General features: G+C 70.4%; 18 protein-coding genes and 1 pseudogene. 5 read left to right on the top strand and 14 right to left on the bottom strand.

Features of this window, described 5'->3' with window-relative positions; translation table 11 throughout:
- Nucleotides 1-247: 247 nt before the first annotated feature.
- From E2651_RS26450 to E2651_RS26415, 8 genes and pseudogenes are all read right to left on the bottom strand, one after another.
- A pseudogene (locus E2651_RS26450) lies at nucleotides 248-1,285 on the bottom strand (glycoside hydrolase family 43 protein); the annotation flags it as partial.
- A 29-nt stretch (nucleotides 1,286-1,314) separates the two neighbouring features.
- On the bottom strand, nucleotides 1,315-2,466 hold the full coding sequence (locus E2651_RS26445) for an aldose epimerase family protein (RefSeq protein ID WP_135333725.1): 1,152 nt from the start codon (nucleotides 2,464-2,466) through the stop codon (nucleotides 1,315-1,317).
- A gap of 40 nt (nucleotides 2,467-2,506) precedes the next feature.
- A complete protein-coding gene (mmsB, locus tag E2651_RS26440) occupies nucleotides 2,507-3,736 on the bottom strand; it encodes a multiple monosaccharide ABC transporter permease (protein WP_167828898.1) in 1,230 nt (409 codons plus the stop codon).
- Nucleotides 3,737-3,745: 9 nt separating this feature from the next.
- The gene (gene mmsA / locus E2651_RS26435; RefSeq protein ID WP_135333724.1) at nucleotides 3,746-5,326 is read right to left on the bottom strand and encodes a multiple monosaccharide ABC transporter ATP-binding protein; all 1,581 of its coding nucleotides are present in this window, start codon (nucleotides 5,324-5,326) and stop codon (nucleotides 3,746-3,748) included.
- Entirely contained in the window at nucleotides 5,323-6,483 is a 1,161-nt protein-coding gene (chvE, locus tag E2651_RS26430; protein ID WP_245239230.1) for a multiple monosaccharide ABC transporter substrate-binding protein, read from the bottom strand. The genes mmsA and chvE overlap by 4 nt, the downstream gene beginning before the upstream one ends.
- 3 nt (nucleotides 6,484-6,486) lie before the next feature.
- Nucleotides 6,487-7,455 (bottom strand): hypothetical protein, encoded by a 969-nt coding sequence (locus E2651_RS26425; protein WP_135333723.1) that lies wholly within the window; start codon nucleotides 7,453-7,455, stop codon nucleotides 6,487-6,489.
- Nucleotides 7,456-7,559: 104 nt separating this feature from the next.
- Nucleotides 7,560-8,582 (bottom strand): alcohol dehydrogenase catalytic domain-containing protein, encoded by a 1,023-nt coding sequence (locus tag E2651_RS26420; RefSeq protein ID WP_135333722.1) that lies wholly within the window; start codon nucleotides 8,580-8,582, stop codon nucleotides 7,560-7,562.
- On the bottom strand, nucleotides 8,579-9,763 hold the full coding sequence (locus E2651_RS26415; RefSeq protein ID WP_135333721.1) for a mandelate racemase/muconate lactonizing enzyme family protein: 1,185 nt from the start codon (nucleotides 9,761-9,763) through the stop codon (nucleotides 8,579-8,581). Before E2651_RS26415 ends, E2651_RS26420 begins: the two co-directional genes overlap by 4 nt.
- Nucleotides 9,764-10,016: 253 nt before the next feature.
- On the opposite strand from E2651_RS26415, the gene E2651_RS26410 reads away from it, so the two are divergent.
- Nucleotides 10,017-10,787 carry an IclR family transcriptional regulator gene (locus E2651_RS26410; RefSeq protein WP_135333720.1) on the top strand — a complete coding sequence of 257 codons (771 nt, stop codon included), beginning with the start codon at nucleotides 10,017-10,019 and terminating at the stop codon, nucleotides 10,785-10,787.
- Between the two features lie 12 nt (nucleotides 10,788-10,799).
- Here E2651_RS26410 and E2651_RS26405 read toward each other — a convergent pair whose 3' ends face one another.
- Entirely contained in the window at nucleotides 10,800-11,315 is a 516-nt protein-coding gene (locus tag E2651_RS26405) for a methylated-DNA--[protein]-cysteine S-methyltransferase (RefSeq protein ID WP_135333719.1), read from the bottom strand.
- A 166-nt stretch (nucleotides 11,316-11,481) separates the two neighbouring features.
- On the opposite strand from E2651_RS26405, the gene E2651_RS26400 reads away from it, so the two are divergent.
- Nucleotides 11,482-13,503, top strand: a complete 2,022-nt coding sequence (locus E2651_RS26400) for an NADPH-dependent 2,4-dienoyl-CoA reductase (protein WP_135333718.1) — start codon at nucleotides 11,482-11,484, stop codon at nucleotides 13,501-13,503.
- 42 nt (nucleotides 13,504-13,545) lie between these two features.
- Nucleotides 13,546-14,085 carry a PadR family transcriptional regulator gene (locus E2651_RS26395; protein WP_135333717.1) on the top strand — a complete coding sequence of 180 codons (540 nt, stop codon included), beginning with the start codon at nucleotides 13,546-13,548 and terminating at the stop codon, nucleotides 14,083-14,085.
- Between the two features lie 76 nt (nucleotides 14,086-14,161).
- On the opposite strand, the gene E2651_RS26390 is transcribed toward E2651_RS26395, so the two are convergent.
- Together E2651_RS26390 and E2651_RS26385 are read right to left on the bottom strand one after the other, a co-directional pair.
- On the bottom strand, nucleotides 14,162-14,668 hold the full coding sequence (locus E2651_RS26390) for a hypothetical protein (protein ID WP_135333716.1): 507 nt from the start codon (nucleotides 14,666-14,668) through the stop codon (nucleotides 14,162-14,164).
- 168 nt (nucleotides 14,669-14,836) lie between these two features.
- Nucleotides 14,837-15,841, bottom strand: coding sequence for a fibronectin type III domain-containing protein (locus E2651_RS26385; RefSeq protein ID WP_135333715.1), 1,005 nt, complete (start codon nucleotides 15,839-15,841; stop codon nucleotides 14,837-14,839).
- 165 nt (nucleotides 15,842-16,006) lie between these two features.
- Here E2651_RS26385 and E2651_RS26380 point away from each other — a divergent pair, with 165 nt between their 5' ends.
- Nucleotides 16,007-16,759, top strand: coding sequence for a glycoside hydrolase family 75 protein (locus E2651_RS26380; protein WP_135333714.1), 753 nt, complete (start codon nucleotides 16,007-16,009; stop codon nucleotides 16,757-16,759).
- Between the two features lie 4 nt (nucleotides 16,760-16,763).
- Here the strand turns inward: E2651_RS26380 and E2651_RS26375 are convergent, their stop codons facing one another.
- The 3 genes from E2651_RS26375 to dhaK form a co-directional block, all read right to left on the bottom strand.
- Nucleotides 16,764-17,174, bottom strand: a complete 411-nt coding sequence (locus tag E2651_RS26375) for a PTS fructose transporter subunit IIA (protein WP_135333713.1) — start codon at nucleotides 17,172-17,174, stop codon at nucleotides 16,764-16,766.
- A complete protein-coding gene (gene dhaL / locus E2651_RS26370; RefSeq protein WP_135333712.1) occupies nucleotides 17,171-17,785 on the bottom strand; it encodes a dihydroxyacetone kinase subunit DhaL in 615 nt (204 codons plus the stop codon). Before dhaL ends, E2651_RS26375 begins: the two co-directional genes overlap by 4 nt.
- Nucleotides 17,786-17,862: 77 nt before the next feature.
- A complete protein-coding gene (gene dhaK / locus E2651_RS26365; RefSeq protein WP_135333711.1) occupies nucleotides 17,863-18,855 on the bottom strand; it encodes a dihydroxyacetone kinase subunit DhaK in 993 nt (330 codons plus the stop codon).
- Between the two features lie 240 nt (nucleotides 18,856-19,095).
- Here dhaK and E2651_RS26360 point away from each other — a divergent pair.
- The coding region (locus tag E2651_RS26360; RefSeq protein WP_135333710.1) for a hypothetical protein at nucleotides 19,096-20,151 on the top strand (1,056 nt) is incomplete at its 3' end.

Below are 20,151 nucleotides of genomic sequence, written 5' to 3'. Positions count from 1 at the left end.
GGGCCGCACCTGGCGCGGCTGGCACCACCACGTCACCCTCGTCACCGCCGCCCAAGCCTTCCTCACCCTCCGGCGGCTCGACCCAAAAGCCCGCACACCGGCCTGACCCTCTACCAAGTCCTCGACGCGCTGCAAGACCAGCTGCGGTGCTGGACCGGCACCTGCACCACCTGCGGCCGCCCCCTCACCCGAGCCAGAACCTAACGAAGCACTACTAAGGCGATTCCGACGGCTCTTGGGCGGTGCCCAGCAGCCGGTCGTACTCGGCCTGCGTCACCGGCAGGACCGTACCGTGCCGGGCGCCCGCCGGGAGGCCGGTGTTCTTTGTCTCGGTCCACTTGCCCGATGCGAGGTCGGCCGTCTCGAAGAGGACATAGCCGCGCCCGCCGAACTCGTCGATGAGCAGGTACCACTTGTCCCTGGTGTTGGACTTGAACACCGCGGGCCCCTCGCCCCGTTCGACCGTCCCCTTCCCGATGCAGTCGGCCACGAAGTCGTACGACGTGTCCGTGAGGGACGTCGACTTCTCCGCGGTGATGAACTTCGAGCAGGGGGTGCCGGACGCCGGGTCCCGCTCGTCCTTGGTGAAGCGGTAGTAGTCGCCGCCTTGCCGGATCACCGTGGAGTCGATCACCGAATAGCCGGGGTCGTTCCACACCTTGGGCTCGCTGAAGGTACGGAAGTCCTGCGTCGTCGCATACAGCATCTTGTTGTACGTCGATCCGGTGTGGTCCGGGTCGTCGGCGGCGTAGACCTTGGACGCCCAGAAGACGACGTACGCGTCGAGCTCGTCGTCGTAATACGCCTCCGGCGCCCAGGTGTTGCCCGCCGTGTCCGGGGCGACCTTGACCAGGCGCTGGTCGGTCCAGTGGACCAGGTCAGTGGACTCCCACACCATGATCGACTTGCTGCCGGTGCGCTGCACCTGGTCCCAACTGCCGCCACTGCCGCCGTACATCCGCAGGTCGGTGGCGATCTGGAAGAACTTGTCGCCCTCCGGGGAGCGGATGATGAACGGGTCGCGCAGCCCCTTGGTGCCGAGCTGCGAAGTGAGCACGGGATGGCCGCCGTTCAGCTCCCGATAGTGGGTGGGGTCGTTGCCGAGGCTGAGGGCCATGCGGATCTGTTCGCCGTCCGCGGTGCCCTCACCGGTGAAGTAACTGAAGAGGTATCCCGCGTACTTGGGCCGGGCGGGCGCCGGATCCGTTTGCGCGGAGGCGGCGTCGGGGGTGGCCAGCAGGCCGACCAGCAGGGCAAGGAGGGGGATCAGGAATCTGGGGCGCATGAGGTGTCCTCTCGAGGCCGCGACGCCGCTCAGCGCGCCGAGAAGGTGTGCGCCGTGCTCGACCGGTAGGTCTCGCCGGGGCGAAGGACCGTCGAGGGGAACGACGGCTGGTTGGGGGAGTCGGGGAAGTGCTGGGTCTCCAGGCAGAGACCGTCGCCCTGCCGGTAGGTACGCCCCGAAGGCCCGGTGAGGGTGCCGTCCAGGAAGTTCCCGGAGTAGAACTGCACACCCGGCTCGGTGGTGGCGATCTCCAGGGTGCGGCCCGACTCCGGGTCCCGCAGCGTCGCGCAGGGCTCGGGGCGGTCCGTGATGCCCTTGTCCAGGACCCAGTTGTGGTCGAAGCCCTTGGCGGTCACCAGCTGCTCGTGCCCGGCGCGGATGTCCCGGCCGACCGTCTTCGCGCGCCGGAAGTCGAAGGGCGTGCCCGCCACCTTCGCCGGCTCGCCGGTCGGGATGAGGCCGGCCTCGGGGGGCGTGAACCGGGCGGCGGCCAGGGCCAGTTCGTGGCCGTAGATGCCGCCGCTGCCCTCGCCCGCGAGGTTGTAGTACGTGTGGTTCGTCAGGTTCACCACGGTGGCCTTGTCCGTGGTCGCCGTGTAGTCGATCCGCCAGTCGCCGTGCGCGGTGAGGGTGTACGTCACGGTCACCCGAAGCGTTCCGGGGTAGCCCATCTCCCCGTCGGTGCTTGTGTAGTGCAGGTGCAGGCCGACGTCGGAGGAGTTCGCGAACGGCTCGACGTCCCACACCCGCTTGTCGAAGCCCTTGGCCCCGCCGTGCAGGCTGTTCTCGCCGTCGTTGACGGAGAGTTGGTGGGTCTTGCCGTCCAGGGTGAAGCGGCCCTTGGCGATGCGGTTGCCGTAGCGGCCGATGAGTGCGCCGAAGAAGGTGGTGGCGGTGAGGTAGTCGTCCAGGTTGTCGAAGCCGAGGGAGACGTTGGTGTACCGGCCGTGCCGGTCGGGGAGTTCGAGGGACTGGACGATCCCGCCGTACGAGAGAACTTTCAGGCGGGTACCGCCGTTCGCCAGCGTCCAGCGGTACACCTTGGTGCCGTCGGCGAGCTTTCCGAAGAGCTCCTTGGCGGGTGTCCTGCCGTGTGCGGCCGCGTGTGAGGTGCCGGTCGCTGCCACGGTGAGTCCCGCGGCGGCCGCCGCGGCGAGAATGGTGCGTCTGCTGGTTTCCATGTGCGGCTCCAATGAGGGAAGTTGACGAGGGAGGAGGGTGCTAGCGCCCGACCTTCCGCTTGTTCCATACGTCGAACCCGACCGCAGCCAGCAGCACAAGACCCTTGATGACCTGCTGGTAATCCGTGCCGATGCCGACCAGCGACATGCCGTTGTTGAGGACGCCGAGGACCAGACCGCCGATCACGGCACCCATCACCGTGCCGACGCCGCCGCTCATCGACGCGCCGCCGATGAACGAGGCCGCGATCGCCTCCAGCTCGAAGTTCAGACCGGCCTGCGGGGTACCCGCGTTCAGCCGTGCCGCGTACACACAGCCCGCGAGGGCCGCCAGCACGCCCATGTTGACGAAGACCAGGAAGGTGACGCGCTTGTCCTTGACGCCGGACAGCTTCGCGGCCGCCTTGTTGCCGCCGAGCGCGTACACATGCCGCCCGACGACCGCGTTGCGCATGACATAGCCGAGGCCGATGAGCAGCGCGCACATCACGAGCATCACGACGGGTACGCCGTGGAAGCTGGCCAGGGTGAGCGTGAACGCGACGACCGCGGCAGTGATCGCCACGCACTTGGTCACCCAGAGGCCGGTCGGCAGCACCTCAAGCTCGTACGCCAACTGCCGCCTGCGGTCCCGCCATTCACGAAGCAGCAGGAAGACGACGGTGGCGAGGCCGATGACGAGGGTCGGGTTGTGGTACTGCGTGTACGGGCCCATCTCCGGGATGAAGCCCTTGGCCAGGTCCTGGAATCCGCCCGGGAACGGGGAGAGCGACTGGCCCTCGAGGACGATCTGCGTGAGCCCCCGGAAGAGCAGCATCCCGGCCAGCGTCACGATGAACGACGGGATCCCGACGTACGCGATGAAGAAGCCCTGCCACGCCCCGGCGACCGCGCCGATCAGGAGCGAGAGGACGAGCGCGAGCACCCACGGCATGTCGTGCTTGACCATCATCACCGCCGCCATGGCGCCGACGAAGGCCACCAACGAGCCGACGGACAGGTCGATATGGCCCGCGATGATGACGATCATCATGCCCATGGCCAGGATGAGGATGTAGCCGTTCTGCTGGATCAGGTTGGAGACGTTGTTCGGAAGCAGCAGCGTGCCGTCGGTCCATATCTGGAACAGGACGACGATGAAAGCGAGCGCGATCAGCATGCCGTACTGGCGCATGTTGGTCCGCATGCTCTGCACGAGCAGCGTTCCCGCCGACCGCTGGTCGGTCGGCGCGGGGGACGGGTCCCGCGGGGGAGTGGTCGTGGTGGTCATGGCGGGGCCTCAGCTTCTGGTCATGGTCATCTGGCGCATCAGTACTTCCTGGGTGGCGTCGGCGCGGGCGACCTCACCGGTCAGCCGGCCCTCGGCCATCGTGTAGATCCGGTCGCACATCCCGAGCAGCTCCGGCAGTTCGGAGGAGATGAAGAGCACCGCCTTGCCCTGCGCCGCGAGCCGGGCGATGACCGTGTAGATCTCGTACTTGGCGCCGACGTCGATGCCGCGCGTCGGCTCGTCGAGGATCAGCACCTCGGGGTCGGCGTGGATCCACTTGCTGAGGACGACCTTCTGCTGATTGCCGCCGGAGAGCCGTCCCACCTGTTCCTGCACGGTCGGCGCCTTGATGTTCATCGAGGTGCGGTAACGCTCGGCGACGGACCGTTCATGGTGTTCGTCGACGACTCCGCGGCGCCGCATGCCCGGCAGCGAGGCGAGAGAGATGTTGCGGTTGATGTTGTCGATGAGGTTGAGGCCGTAGCGCTTGCGGTCCTCGGTGACGTACGCGATACCGGCCGCGATCGCGTCCGGCACCGTCCGGGTGCGCACCGCACGCCCGTTGACCGCGACCGTCCCGCCCTCGTACAGGCCGTAGGAGCGCCCGAAGAGGGACATCGCGAGCTCGGTGCGGCCCGCGCCCATCAGTCCCGCGATGCCGACGATCTCGCCGCGCCGCACGGTCAGCGAGGCGTCGTCGACGACCTTGCGCTGGTGGTCGATGGGGTGCCGGACCGTCCAGCCCTCGACGGCGAGCGCGAGCTCTCCCGCGTCCGTGCCCTCGTAGGTGGTGCGCTCGGGGAAGCGGTGGTCGAGATCGCGGCCGACCATGCCCCGGATGATGCGGTCCTCGGACAACTCCGGGGCGGCGTTCGGGGATTCACGGACCGTCAGCGTCTCGATGGTCCTGCCGTCGCGCAGGATGGTCACCGAGTCGGCGATGGCGCGGATCTCGTTGAGCTTGTGGGAGATGACGATGCTGGCGATGCCCTGCTCGCGCAGTTCCAGGATCAGATTGAGCAGCCCCGCGCTGTCCTCGTCGTTGAGCGCGGCCGTCGGCTCGTCCAGGATGAGCAGTTTCACCTCCTTCGACAGGGCCTTGGCGATCTCCACCAACTGCTGCTTGCCCACGCCGATGTCGGCGACGGCGGTCTGCGGGTTCTCCCTCAGGCCCACCCGCTTCAGCAGGCGGCCGGCCCGCCGCAGGGTGTCGTTCCAGTCGATGACGCCGCGCGCGGAGGTCTGCTCGTTGCCGAGGAAGATGTTCTCCGCGATCGACAAGTAGGGGACGAGCGCCAGCTCCTGATGGATGATCACGATGCCGTGCCGCTCGCCGGCCCGGATGTCCCGGAAGGCCACAGGGGCGCCGTCAAAGTGGATCTCGCCGTCGTAGGAGCCGTGCGGATGGACCCCGCTGAGGACCTTCATCAGCGTCGACTTGCCCGCGCCGTTCTCCCCGCAGACCGCGTGGATCTCGCCGGGCCGTACCGTCAGCTCCACCTCGGAGAGGGCCTTCACTCCCGGGAAGGTCTTGGTGATGCCCGCCATCCGCAGGACCGGCCCGTTCCCGGCCGCCGCCACCCCGCTCATGACAGCTGCCTTGCCGTGAAGTAGCCCTCGACCACGAGGAGTTGCGTGTTCTTCCTGTCGATCGACACCGGCTTGAGCAGATACGACGGCACGGTCTTCTTGCCGTTGTTGTAGTCCTTGGTGTTGTTGACCTCGGGCTTCTTGCCGGTGAGGACCGCGTCGCCCATCTGCACGGCCTGCTTGGCGAGCTTGCGGGTGTCCTTGAAGACGGTCTGCGTCTGATCGCCCGCGATGATCGACTTCACCGACGCCAGCTCCGCGTCCTGCCCGGTGACGACGGGCAGCGGCTGGTCCTCGCTGCCGTAACCGGCGCTCTTCAGCGCCGAGATGATGCCGATCGAGATCCCGTCGTACGGCGAGAGAACCGCGTCGACCTGCCGGTCGCCGTAATTCTTGCTGATCAGGTCGTCCATGCGCTTCTGCGCGGTGCCGCCGTCCCAGCGCAGCGTGGTGGCCTGGCTCATCTTCGTCTGCTTGCTGCCCACGACGAGCTGACCGCTGTCGAAGTACGGCTGGAGCACCTTCATGGCGCCGTTCCAGAAGTACTTGGTGTTGTTGTCGTCGGGCGAGCCCGCGAACAGCTCGACGGTGAACCTGTCGCCGGACTTCTTGTCCGGCTCCTCGAGCTTCAACTGGTCCAGGATGTACTGGCCTTGCAGCTCGCCGACCCGCTCGTTGTCGAACGACGCGTAGTAGTCGACGTTCTTCGTGCCCATGATGAGGCGGTCGTACGAGATCACGGGGATGCCCGCGTCGTGCGCCTGGGCCAGTACGTCGGTGAGCGCCGAGCCGTCGATCGCCGCGACCACCAGGAGCCGGTGCCCCTTGGTGATCATGTTCTCGAGCTGGGCGACCTGGTTCTCCACCTTGTCGTCGCCGTACTGCAGGTCGGTCTCGTACCCGGCCTTCTGGAACTGCTCGGCCATGTTCTTGCCGTCGGCGATCCACCGCTCGGAGGCCTTGGTGGGCATCGCGAGTCCGACGGTGCCGCCCTTGCCGTCGTCGGGCTCGTAGCGGCTGCCGCCCCTGGCCTCCTGGCCGCAGGCGGTGAGCGTGCCGAGCAGGACGACGGTGGCCAGGGCGGCCGTGAGACGTACCTTTCTCGATGGACGTACTTTCCTGGGCAGACGTACTTCTCTGGACATGCGGGTGGGCATGGGTCAGTCCCCTTCCGGGACGGGGAAGCGCTGGAGCTCTCCGGGCAGGCGTGCGCCGAGCGGCGACATTCCGCCGTCCGCGCCGTGCCGGGCGAGCAGATCGAGGACGAGGCGGCCGCGCCGGACGCGCTCGCGGGCGGTGGCCAGGGTGTGGTCGCGCAGCTGGGCGCCGTAGGGGTAGATGCCGGGCGACCTGCTCAGGCCGAACTTGAGGTAGAGCGGGGCGCCGCGCCGGATCAGCTCCGCCGCCTCGTACATCCGCACATAGCCGCCGAGGTCGTCGGGCGCCTCGACATACAGGTCCATCGGGGCGCGGCTGACCCGGCGGATCTCCGTGAGGTGGCCGAGCGTGAGGTCGGACGGGATGTTGAGCGAGTCGGCGCCGAGCCGCTCGAAGACCGCGTACGAGGCCGGGTTGACCGGGCCGATGAGGGCCGACACTTTGAACGTGGTGTCGGCGGGCAGCACCCCGGCGGCGCGCAGCCGGTGCAGGGTCCACAGCACGCCCTCGTCGGCGACGAGCAGGCAGCGCACCCCCGACTCCGTGGCGCGCACGGCGTCTTCGACGCATCCGGCGAGCGCGTCGTGGCCGCGCGAGCGAAGTCCCGCGCCGCCCGAGTCGGTGCGGGTCGCCGCCCCGGTGTCCCAGGTGCCGCGCGGCCCGGTGAACAGGCAGAGCTCGATGTCCCGTTCGGCGCAGGCCTCCACCATCTCGGTGATCTCGTCGTCGGTGAGCATCCAGACGCCGCTGCCCTGGCTGATCCGGTGGATCGGCACATCGAGCCGCGCGCTCTCCTTCAGGACGACGGCGAGCGCCTCAGGTCCCTCCACGGAGGGGATCTCCGTGCGCCAGGTGCCGCCGTCGGGGAAGGCGTGCGGCGAGGCGTCGGCGGGGTCGAGTGCGGGCGCGGTGTGTCCGATACGGGCGAGGGCGCCGGCGCCGGGGCGACGGGGTGCTGACGGGCTGGTCACGGGACTCCCCTGTGCAGTGTTCGATATTTCGTACGTCGGTCGGGTCGCTGGGTGTGCGGCGGTACGGGGGGCGGTCGGGACGCGTCGCGCGGTTTCCGTACGGCTCAGGGGCGCAGCAGCACCTTCCCGGTCTTCGGGTCACCGCCGCCGACCAGCGCCACGGCCTCGCCGAAGCGCTCCAGCGGGAACTCGTGGGTGATCAGCGGCGCCGGGTCGAGCAGCCCGAGCCCGAACGCCCGCACCGCCTCCGACCAGGCGGCGGAGGGCGCGCCGAAGACGCTGCGCACCTCCAGCTGGCTCAGCGACAGGTGCACCGGATCGATGCCGGTGGCGCCAGGCGTGAACATGCCGGTGAGCACCACCCGGCCGCCCCGGCGCGCGAGCAGACAGGACGAGGCCGCCGTGGTCGGCGCGCCCGCGGTCTCCACCACCAGGTCATAGCGGCCGTGGCGGCCCTCCGCCGCTGCGGGTGTCAGGCTCTCGCTCGCGCCGAACTCCAGCGCCTGCGCCCCGCGTTCGGACCGCGGGTCGATCACGGTCAGCTCCGCGGGCGACGAGGCGGCGAGCAGCTGCACCGCGAGCAGCCCGAGGGTGCCCGCGCCGACCACCGCGATCCGCTCACCGGGCGACGGCCGCCCCGCCCGCACCGCGCCCGCGATCACCGCGGCGGGTTCGAGCAGGGCGGCGGCCCGCAGATCCGCGTCGTCGCGCAGGAGGTGCAGCAGCCGGGCGGGGACGGCCACATGGTCGGCGAAGGCGCCGGGCTCGGTGAATCCCGTCTCCGCGTAGCCGCCGGTGCACAGGCTCGTCTCGCCGCACCGGCACCGCTCGCACGTCCCGCAGGCCCGGAAGCCCTCGGCGACGACCTTCCGCCCCACGAGCGCCGGGTCGACACCCGGGCCCGCGGCCTCGACGGCGCCGGACCACTCGTGGCCCGGGGTCACGGGGTAACGCACGTACGCGGCGTCCCGATGCCCGTCGTAGACCTCCCGGTCGCTCATGCAGATCCCGGCGGCGGCCACCCGCACCAGGACCTCACCGGGGCCGGGCTCGGGCGTCGCCCCCACCTCGAGCCGGTGCGAGCCCGGCTCGTCGACGACGATGGCGCGCGAGGAGCCGGAGCTCACTTCCCCGCCCCCTTGGGCATCCCGGCCGCCTTGGGGTCCCGCTTCTCCCAGCCCTCGGCCCACAGGTCGAACCGGGCCTGCTGCTGCGGGAATTCGGCCGCCGCGTCGGTGTCGAGCTCGACGCCGAGGCCGGGGGCGTGGGACACCTCGAAGCAGCCCGTCTCGGGATCCACCTGGGGCGCCCCGCGCACCACCTTCTTGATCTCCGCGTCCGCGAAGTCGTTGAAGTGCTCCAGAATCTTGAAGTTCGGGGTGCAGGCGGCGAGTTGGAGGGAGGCGGCCGTCAGTACCGAGCCGCCGACATTGTGCGGGGCGATCAGCGTGTAGTGCGTCTCGGCGGTCGCCGCCAGCTTGCGGGTCTCCAGGATGCCGCCGATATGGCCCACGTCCGGCTGGATGATGTCGGCGGCCTGCGACTCGAACAGCTCGCGGAACTCGATCCGGTCGTGGATCCGCTCACCGGTGGCGATCGGCATGTCCACCTTGGCGGCCACCTTCTCCAGGGCCTTCAGGTTCTCCGGCGGCACCGGCTCCTCCAGCCAGGCGGGCCGGAACGGCGCGAGTTCCTTGGCAAGGCGCACCGCCGTGGACGGGCTGAACCGCCCGTGCATCTCCAGCATCAGCTCGGCGTCGGGACCGATCGCGTCCCGCACCGCCTCGATCAGCGACACCGCGTACGACGTGCCCGCCTGGTCCAGCTCGAAGTGCCCGGTGCCGAACGGGTCGATCTTCAGCGCGCGGTAGCCCCGCTCGACCACCGCGCTCGCGGCCTTGTGGTACGCCTCCGGGGTGCGCTCGGTGGTGTACCAGCCGTTCGCGTACGCCTTGACCTTGTCGGTGACCTTGCCGCCGAGCAGCTGCCAGACCGGCACACCGAGGGCCTTGCCCTTGATGTCCCAACAGGCCATCTCCACACAGGCGATGCCCGACATCACGATCTCGCCGGCCCGGCCGTAGTCGCCGTACTTCATGCGCCGCACGAGATCCTCGAGGGCGAACGGGTCGGACCCCACGATGTGGTTGGCCGCCGCCTCCTGGAGATAGCCGCGCAGGGCGTCGGTGCGACCGAGCATGCGGGTCTCGCCGACTCCGGTGAGCCCTTCGTCGGTGTGGACCTGGACGTAGGTGAGATTGCGCCAGGGCGTCCCCACCACGTGCGTGCTGATTCCCGTAATACGCAAGGCAGTTGCCCCTTGGTTGTTCGGTATTTCGTCACACGTTCGAAATGTTGGCGTGACGGTATTCAGGCATGCGGTGGGGTGTCAATGGGTCGTACGAAAAGGTCTTGGGCCTCGGGGGACGCCAGGCCATTGCGCGCCGAACGTGGCTGTGGCTAGCCTGTGTTCGTCATATCGATCGTTGACCGAAGTTTCGGACGCAACTTCACACGCGACTTAACACGCGACTTCGGACGCACGGGGTGGGAGGCCGACCATGGGACGACTGGTACCGGCGGTGACCAGGGCGCTGGACATACTCGAGCTGTTCCTGGAGGGCGACGGGACCCTGTCCGCCCCCGAGGTGACCCGCAGGCTCCAGTTGCCCCGCACCACCGTGCACGAACTGCTCACCACCCTTGCGGCCCGCTCCTACCTTGTCCAGATCCCGGACCAGACGGGCCGCTACCGCCTCGGCGTACGCGCCTATCAGCTGGGCAGCCGGTACGCGGAACAGCTCGACCTGGCCGCCGAAGGGCAGCAGGTGGCGCGCGAGGTCGCCGAGACCTGCGACGAGACGGTGCACGTGGCGGTCCTCGAGGAGACCGACGTCATCTACATCGCCAAGGTGGACTCCACGCACGCGGTCCGCATGGTCTCCGCCGCGGGCCGCAAGCTCCCCGCCCACTGCACATCGGTCGGCAAGATGCTGCTCGCCTCGCTGCCCCCGGCCGAGCTCGAGGCGCGCGTGGCGGGCCGCGAGCTGACGGCGATGACCCCGAACAGCATCACGGAGCCGGAAGCGCTGCTCGCCGCGCTCGCCGAGATCCGCGAGCGCGGCATCGCGGCCGAACACCGCGAGTCCAACCCGGACGTGAGCTGCGTGGCCGCCCCGGTCCGTGACAGCGCCGGACGGGTCGTCGCGGCGCTCTCCATCTCCGTACCGATGATCCGCTGGAGCGAGGACCGCGAGCGCGAACTCGCCGGGCTCGCCGCCAAGGGGGCGGACGACCTGTCGGTGCGCCTCGGCCACCGGGGTGGACGCTGAGCTGAAGGGCCTTTACGCGGACGCGGACTCCAGGTCCAGGAGCCGCTGCTTGCGCTCCAGACCCCCCGCGTAGCCGGTCAGCGAGCCGTCGGCGCCGATCACCCGGTGGCAGGGGCGCACGACGAGCAGCGGGTTGCGCCCGATGGCCGTGCCGAGCGCGCGGACGGCGGCGCGCGAGAGGCCCATCCGTTCGGCGAGCTTCCCGTACGTGGTGGTCGTGCCGTACGGAAGGGCGTCGAGGGCGTGCCAGACCCGCTGCTGGAACTCGGTGCCGACCCCGCTCACGTACTCGATGTCGAAACGCGTCAGGCTCCCCTCGAAGTACGAGCGCAGCTGCGCGGCGATCTCGGCGAAGGCCGCGTCGTCGCGCACCCAGCCGTCCTGGACGACGGCGCCGCCCTTCTGCTGCGGCATGGACAGCGAGGCCAGCGCGGTGCCGCCCTGCGCGGTGGCCGACGCCTCGCCGACCAGCAGCAGCTCGCCCAGCGGGCTGTCGACGGTCGTGTAGACGGCCTTGGCGATGGTCATCGGATGCTCCCTGCTCTGTGGTGACAGGACAAGTCTGCGGGGTGCGGGCGCGCGTGGCTGGCGGGATTCGGACGTGGTCCCCGTCACGCCTTTATGCAACTAGTTGCACAACGGTCGGGCGTCCTCTAGAACTGTGCTGACGACACACCGCGTACGGAGGCCCCGCATGAGCCGCTACCCGAACCTGCTGAAACCGCTCGACCTGGGCTTCACCACCTTGCCCAACCGGGTCCTGATGGGCTCGATGCACGTGGGCCTCGAGGAGGCCCCGAACGGCTTCGAGCGGATGGCGGAGTTCTACGCGACCCGTGCGCGCGGCGGCGTCGGCCTCATCGTCACGGGCGGCATCGCCCCGAACGAGCTCGGCCGCCCCTGGGACGGCGGCGCCAAGCTGACCACCGAGGCGGAGGCCCGGGAGCACGCGGAGGTCACCGCGGCCGTGCACGCCGCCGGCGGCAAGATCGCGATGCAGATCCTGCACTTCGGGCGGTACGCCTACCACGAGGGCCTCGTCGCGCCGAGCGCGATCAAGGCGCCGATCAGCCCCTTCGTGCCGCGCGCTCTGGAGGACGACGAGGTCGAGCAGACCATCGAGGACTTCGTGCGCGCCGCCGAGCTGGCCAAGTCGGCGGGCTACGACGGCGTCGAAGTCATGGGCTCCGAGGGCTACTTGATCAACGAGTTCATCGCGGCCCCCACCAACCAGCGCACCGACCGCTGGGGCGGCTCCTACGAGAACCGCATCCGCTTCCCCGTCGAGATCGTCCGCCGCGTCCGCGAGCGCGTCGGCGCGGACTTCATCATCATCTACCGCCTCTCCATGCTGGACCTGATCCCCGGCGGCTCGACCCTCGAAGAGGTCGTCCACCTCGCCAAGGAGATCGAGGCCGCGGGCGCCACCATCATCAACACCGGTATCGGCTGGCACGAGGCGCGCATCCCGACCATCGCGACGTCGGTGCCGCGCGGCGCGTACACCTTCGTCACCAAGAAGGTCATGGGCGAGGTCTCCGTCCCGCTCGTCACCACCAACCGCATCAACACCCCCGAGATCGCCGAGCAGTTGCTGGCCGACGGCGCCTCCGACATGGTCTCCCTGGCCCGCCCGCTGCTCGCCGACCCCGACTTCGTCGCCAAGGCGCGGGCCGAGAAGTCCGAGGCCATCAACACCTGCATCGGCTGCAACCAGGCCTGCCTCGACCACACCTTCAACCTGCAGATCACCTCCTGCCTGGTGAACCCGCGTGCCTGCCACGAGACCGAGCTCGTCCTCTCGCCGACCCGCACCAAGAAGCGCGTCGCCGTCGTCGGCGCGGGCCCGGCCGGACTCGCCTTCGCCGTCTCGGCGGCCGAGCGCGGCCACGACGTCACGCTCTTCGACGCTGCCTCCGAGATCGGCGGACAGCTCAACGTGGCCCGCAAGGTCCCCGGCAAGGAGGAGTTCGACGAGACGCTGCGCTACTTCCGCACCCAGCTCGAACTGCACGGCGTGGACGTCAAGTTGAACACCCGCGCCACGGCTCAGGACCTCGCCGACGCGGCGTACGACGAAGTGGTCGTCGCCACCGGAGTCAGCCCCCGCACACCCGAGATCCCCGGCATCGGCCACCCCAGCGTGGTCGGCTACCTCGACGTGCTGCGCGACAACGTGCACGTGGGGGAGCGGGTCGCGATCATCGGCGCGGGCGGCATCGGCTTCGACGTCGCCGAGTTCCTGACCGACGGTGGCGAGAAGGCCAGCCTGGACCCGGCGACGTACTTCCGTCAGTGGGGCGTCGACATGGACTACAAGGACCGCGGCGGCCTGACGAAGCCCGAGCGGCCCACCCCGCCGCGCAGCGTCCACCTGCTGCAGCGCAAGACGTCCAAGGTCGGCCAGGGCCTCGGCAAGACCACGGGCTGGATCCACCGCACGGAGCTGCGCCACCGCGGCGTCACGATGGTCGCGGGAGCCGCCTACGACCTCATCGACGACGCGGGCCTGCACATCACGGTCGACGGCACGTCCACGGTCATCCCCGTCGACACGGTCGTCCTCTGCTCCGGCCAGGACCCGCGCCGCGACCTGTACGAGGAGCTCGTCGCCGCCGGCGTCGACGCGCACCTCATCGGGGGCGCGGACGTGGCCGCCGAGCTGGACGCCAAGCGCGCCATCAAGCAGGGGACGGAGCTGGCCGCCGCCCTGTGACGCGGCCGCACCGCTCCGGACGCCGTACCTAGGATGGCCGCCATGTCACTCCCGCACGCGATCCTCACCGCCCTGCTCGAGAAGCCCTCGTCCGGGCTCGAGCTGACCCGCAGGTTCGACAAGTCGATCGGCTACTTCTGGTCGGCCACGCACCAGCAGATCTACCGCGAGCTCGGGAAACTGGAGCGGGACGGCGCCATCCGCGCGCTGCCGCGGGAGCAGGCGACGCGCGGGCAGAAGAAGGAGTACGAGGTGCTGCCTGCGGGCCGCGCCGAGCTGGCCCGCTGGACCGCGGCGAGCCAGGACCCCAAGCCGCTGCGGGACACCCTCCTGCTGCGGCTGCGGGCGGCGGCGGTCGTCGGCATGGACGGCATCGAGGCCGACCTGCGACGCCATCTCACCCTGCACCGGCGGCAGTTGGCCGAGTACGAGGAGATCGAGAAGCGGGACTTCCCGCCGGGGAAGGACGCGGTGGAGGACCGGCTGCGGCATGTGGTCCTGAGGGCCGGGATCGATCTGGAGACGTTCTGGACCCAGTGGCTGGAGCAGACGCTCGAGGAGCTGGGCGCGCCGGGGGCGTGACAGCGGGCAGAAGACGGCTGCCGCAGGACCGACGCGAGTCGGTCCTGCGGCAGCCGCCTTTCGGCCACGGCCCGGTTCAGGGCCGGCGTGCTGCTCCGCGGCGGCGCAGATACCAGGCGCCGCCGCCGACCGCGGCCGCGGCCACGAGGGCCCCGCCCCCGACGAGGGTCAGCGTGCCGTAATCCTCGCTGCCGCCGCCGAGGCCGCCCCGGACGCCGAGCGCGGGCGCCGTCGCCGTCGACGAGATGGTCGGCGTGGTGCCGACCGTGACCGTCGCGGGACCGACCGTCGACCCGTCCTGGCACTGCACGAGCACCGTATGGACGCCGGTGGTGACGTTCGTCCAGGAAGCGCTGCCGTTGATCAGCGGCGTCTGCCGCCCCGCGGCGAAGCTGGCCGCGGATGGGCTCATCAGCGAGGCCGTGCCGCCGTTGGGGCAGGCTGCCGTGGTGGCCCGGACCGTTGTGCCGGTGGCGGTCACGGTGAGCCCCGGTCCCGCGGACGCCGGAGCGGTCAGCGCCAGCGGAAGCACAGCGGCGGCGACGGTCAGGCCGGAGCGGACGAGTATCTGAGTAGTACGCATGAGTCTGCCCTCCGGTGGCACGGGAGGCGGTACGTCCCATGCGCCGCCGGAGGTAGGGAAGCGCCCGTGCTACCTGACGACGAGCCAACGTGCCGTCGGCCGGGACCGCATGCGGACGGCCACCGGGCAGGTGACGGAATCCTTCGTACGGCCGCAGCTGACCCGACGTCACGACGGCCGGCCGGTGGTGGCCATCCGCTCGGCGGACCAGCCGCCCCATGTCCCGTCGGGAAGCCTGGCCCTGAGCTTCACCCGGTGGCGTTCGCCCGGCTCCTTGCCCACGTAGAAGCTGTGCGTGGCCTTCTTCTCGGGGGCCGTGCCGCCGAAGACCAGCGAGGTGGCGGCCTTGCCGTCGAGGTGGATCTGATACTCCGACACGGCGCCGCCGGTGCGGGGCGGCGTCCACGACAGATCGATGTAGTACGCCCCGTCGGCGCGGTGTGTCGTCGCGCGGTGTGTCGTCGCGCGGAAGTCCGTCGGCGCCGTGCCCCGCCCGTCGTCCCGCCCCGGCGCGGTGGTGAGACGGACGGCGCGGCTCGCGGGCGAGAAGTTGTCCGCCGCGTCGCGCGCCTTGACGGTGAAGCTGTACGTGGTGCCCGGACGCAGGCCGGTGATCAGCGTGTCCCGCTCGCCGCGCTCCACGCTGTGGATCTTCGATGTGCCCTGGTAGATCTCGTACGAGGCGACCCCCTGGTTGTCCGAGGACGCGCCCCAGGACAGGGTCACCGCCCTGCTCCCCTCGGCCGCGCCGCGCGGTGTGCCGGGACGGGACGGCGGCTCGTGGTCCGCGGCGGCCGCGCCGGGCGTCGTCACGGACAGCTTCCTGCTCGCCGGGCCGACGTTCCCCTCGGCGTCGCGCGCCCTGACGGTGAAGGTGTACGTCGTGGACGGCTTCAGGCCCGTGACATCCACCATGTGCTTGCCACCCGGCACGCGCTCGACCCTGGTGGCGCCGCGGTACACGTCGTAGCCGGTGACCTCGGTGCCGCCGGTGGGCCGGTTCCACATGACGTGGGCGGTGGTGGCGCTGCCCGCCTGGACGGTGACGCCGCGCGGGGCGGCAGGGGGCGTGGCGTCCTTCGCGGCGCTCTGATCGTCCTGCCAGGCGCAGGAGCCGAGGGCGCAGACGGCGGTGACGGCGAGGAGTGCGGACAGGTGGGGGGTCCGTCGCATGCGTGTGCCTTCCACTGGGGCGGCATTGGTCCGGACCTATTTGACACAGCTGGCGGGAGCACATCAAGAGGCCCGCGTGCACCGTCCGGACCCTGAGCGGTGGCCGGGACGTACGAGCCGGGACAGATTGGGACTTCCGTGTCCACCCAGGGAAGGTCTTTTCTCGTGCGTACCAGAACTGCGGCGCTCGCCGTCGCCGCCGGAGCCGCTCTGCTGGCCCCCGCGTCGCTGCCCGCGACGGCACAGGAACAGGGCGAACCGAACCCCAAGTTGCCTGCTGTCAGGGAGAGTTCACCGCAAGTGGACGCGCCGCGCGAGAGCTTGGCACGCGAAGGCTCCCCCACCGCCGCCGCCCTGCTCGCCAAGGCCGGATCGTGCCGCCAGATCTCCCGCGGCAAGTACCGCAGCGACGACGGCGCACCGGCGAACATCCCCGTCTGCGGCACACGCGACGCCGTGTTCTGGAAGGCCGACATGGACGTCGACTGCGACGGACGGCCAGGCAAGGCCTGCAACCGCCGCACCGACCCCCTCTTCCTCCACGGCACCGCCTTCCAGCAGTCCGACGGCCGCCAGCTGGACGCCGAGCGCCTGCCGTACGTCGTCGTGCCGGGCGCGAGCCGCCGCTGGAACCACGCGGCGCACGGCGTCGACGGGGGCTCCGTCGCCGCCGTGATCCACCGGGGCAAGGTCCTGTACGCGGTGGTCGGCGACACCGGCCCCACCGACCTGATCGGCGAGGCGTCCTACGCCGCGGCCAAGGCGCTCGGCCTCCGTGCCGACCCGAAGTCCGGCGGCGCGAGCGCCGACGTCACCTACATCGTCTTCAAGGGGCGCGGCGCGTCCCCCATCGAGAACCACCCGGCCGCGGTCGCCCGTGGCGACGCGCTGGCCCGGCAGTTCCTCCGCCAGAACTGACGGCTCACACCTTGCGGTACGCGTACGCCTCTGCCGCCGCCGCCTCCACGGCGGCGAGGTCGGCGCCCGCCGACGCGGTCACCACGGCCGCGACCGCGCCCTCCACGAACGGGGCGTCCACCAGGCGGGCGCCGTCCGGGAGTTCATCGCCCTCGGCCAGCAGCGCCTTCACGGTGAGGACCGCGCTGCCCAGGTCGGTGAGGATCGCGACCCCCGCGCCGCGGTCGACCCGCGCGGCGGCCGCGGAGATCAGCTCCGCGCTCGTGCCCAGGCCGCCGTCCTCGGTACCGCCCGCACCCGCCACGGGCGCGGTCGTGCCCCCGCCGGCGAGCCCGGCGGCCAGCTCGGCGACCGCGTCGGCGACGGGCCCGCTGTGCGAGACGAGGACGATGCCGACCAGCTTGTCGTCACTCATCGCGGGCCCCCCTCGCCGCCGGCGGTCTCGGCGAGCGCGTCGAACAGCAGCGCCGACGACGTCGCTCCGGGATCCTGATGCCCGATGCTGCGCTCGCCCAGATAGCTCGCCCGGCCCTTGCGCGCCTGCAGCGGCGTGGTGGCGAGCGCGCCCTCGTTGGCGGCGGCGCGCGCCGCGTCGAAGGACTCCCCGAGCGCGTCGACCGCCGGGACCAGGGCGTCCATCATCGTCTTGTCGCCGGGCGCCGCGCCGCCGAGCGCGGCGACGGTGTCGACGCCCGTACGGAACGCGTCGGCGAACTGCTGCTCACTGACCTCGGCGGTGTCGCCGAGCGCCTTGCCGGTACGCCGAAGCAGCGTGCCGTACAGCGGCCCCGACGCGCCGCCCACGGTCGCGATCAGCTGCCGCCCGGCCAGCATGAGCACGGCCCCCGGCGTGTCGGGCTCCTCCTTCTCCAGGACGGCCGCCACAGCGGCGAACCCCCGTTGCATATTGCTGCCGTGGTCGGCGTCACCGATCGGCGAGTCCAGCTCGGTGAGCCGCTCCGCCTCCCGGTCGACGAGAGCGGCGGCCGAGACGAGCCAGCGGCGGAAGAATGCGGCGTCGAGCACGGAATCTCCTTGCGCGGTAGAACGATTGACTACGGGACGTACGCGTGGCTACGTGACGTACGAGGTGATCACCGGGGTCAGACACCCCAGCGCAACCCGGCGGTGCGCACCGGCGCGTTCCACAGTCGCAGCAGCTCCTGGTCGACCTGGCACAGGGTCACGGACGCCCCGGCCATGTCCAGCGAGGTCACGTAGTTGCCGACCAGGGTGTGCGCCACCACGACATCCCGCTCGGCAAGGACCCGCTGCACCTCGGCGTTGAACCCGTACAACTCGAGCAGCGGAGTGGCCCCCATCCCGTTCACGAGCACGAGCACGGGATTACGCGGACGAAGATCCTCGAGTACGGCGTCCACCGAGAAGTCGGCGATCTCGCGCGACGTCATCATCGGGCGCCGCTCACGCCCCGGCTCACCATGGATCCCGACCCCCAACTCCAGCTCGCCGGGCGGCAGATCGAAGGTGGGACTCCCCTTGGCGGGCGTCGAACAAGCACTCAAGGCGACCCCGAAGCTCCGGGAGTTCTCGTTGACCTGCCGGGCGATCGCCTCGACCCGCTCGAGCGGCATCCCCTCGTCGGCCGCGGCACCGGCGATCTTCTCCACGTACAGCGTCGCGCCCGTACCGCGCCGCCCCGCCGTGTACAGGCTGTCCGTGACGGCCACGTCGTCATTGACGAGCACCTTGGCGACCTGGATGCCCTCGTCCTCGGCGAGCTCGGCCGCCATGTCGAAATTGAGGACGTCCCCCGTGTAGTTCTTCACGATGAACAGCACCCCCGCGCCGCTGTCCACGGCCGCGGCGGCGCGCACCATCTGATCCGGCACGGGCGAGGTGAACACCTCACCGGGACACGCGGCCGACAGCATCCCCGGCCCCACGAACCCGCCGTGCAGCGGCTCGTGCCCGGACCCCCCGCCGGACACGAGGGCGACCTTCCCCTCGACGGGAGCGTCGCTGCGCACGATCACCCGGTTCTCCACATCGACCGTCAGCTCCGGATGTGCGGCGGCCATACCCCGCAACGCGTCCGCGACGACTGTCTCCGCCACGTTGATCAGCATCTTCATGGGTACCTCCTGGTGAGATGAGCAGTGAAGTCGCCTTGTGCTCGGAATTTGCGAACCACCTGAGGCCAGTATCGAGGCAGTGGCGCGTTGGACAGCAAGAGGGACGCGACGCACCATGGAAATGAGGGTTTCCAAGAGGCCGTTGTCCGGACCGTCACCTCCGAGATTGCGGGAACGCGGTGCCGCTGTGCGGCCGTGCCGACGACAACAGCCTGGGCCTGAACACCCGTAGGACATCCGATGCGACGCACCGACCTGCTCGAGATGCTCATCCTTGAGACCGGAGATCTTCGGCCGGGCGACGGGACCACCCTCGCGGAACTGACGGATCTGCGGCGCGCTTTGCTTGACGGCGCGGGTGGGGCAGGGCGGCTGCGTGAGACCGGCACGCTGCCTGCGATGGACGGTCTGTTGCGGGACGAGTTGGACTATCTGGTCGGACGTCATCTCGCCACGGAAGCCGCACCTGAGGGCGCCGTACGCCTGGTGCGGCGCGGCTCGCCGCTCCCGGGAGACAACCGATCGGCGCCTGACTGGGCGGTAGCGCTCCGGCCCGACAAGAGTTTCGGTCCGTTCCTGGACGGTGCCGGCCGTCGAGTCTGGTTCGACCTGTTCCTTCCGGTGGAGCGGTGGTTTCTCGTCCGTCTGGGCGCCGCAGGTCCGGTTCTGCTGGCGCTGCCCTGGCCCGTAGGGCAACGCCCTGATGCCGACCAGCTGACGGGGGACATCCCTGCCGGCACCGTATGGATCGCGGCGCAGCGGCTTGCGCCGACGGCGCCGCCCCATGCGTGGGCCGGATTGCGCGTCGTCGGTGGTGTGATCGACGTCGACGGTGCGGCGCAGTTCACGCCCGGTCAGCTGGCGGTGTCCCACAACACCCGGGTGACGCTGACTCTCGACCTCGATCCGGGCAGCAGCGCCGGAACCGACACCGGACCCGATACCGGGGCAGGCGCCGAAGCCGCCCGGTCCGTCTGCGACATGCCCCGGACCGTGGTCCTCCTCCTCGACCCGGACGGCCCCGGAACAGTCGGCGAGCTCACCGCCTCGCTCTCGGTGTTCGGCGACCGGATCGACCTCCGACGCCAAGCAGGTGCGGCGGCGCCGAGGTACCACGCGGCACTGCGCCACATCCTCGTCCCGCTGGCCCCGACTCCCGGCCGGATCCACATCGCCGGCGACACCCGGGCCGGTCTCTTCACACCGTCCGGTGCGGCCGAGATTTCCCACGCCGATTGGGCTCTTCCCGTCACGACCGGGACCACGGACAGTCTGGGGGAGGGCGCGGGGGTGGGC

Origin of the sequence: Streptomyces sp. MZ04 (genome assembly GCF_004684775.1) — a bacterium.
Taxonomy (GTDB): domain Bacteria; phylum Actinomycetota; class Actinomycetes; order Streptomycetales; family Streptomycetaceae; genus Streptomyces.
Note: the sequence above shows the minus strand (reverse complement) of the source record. Positions and strands in the feature narration are given on the sequence as shown.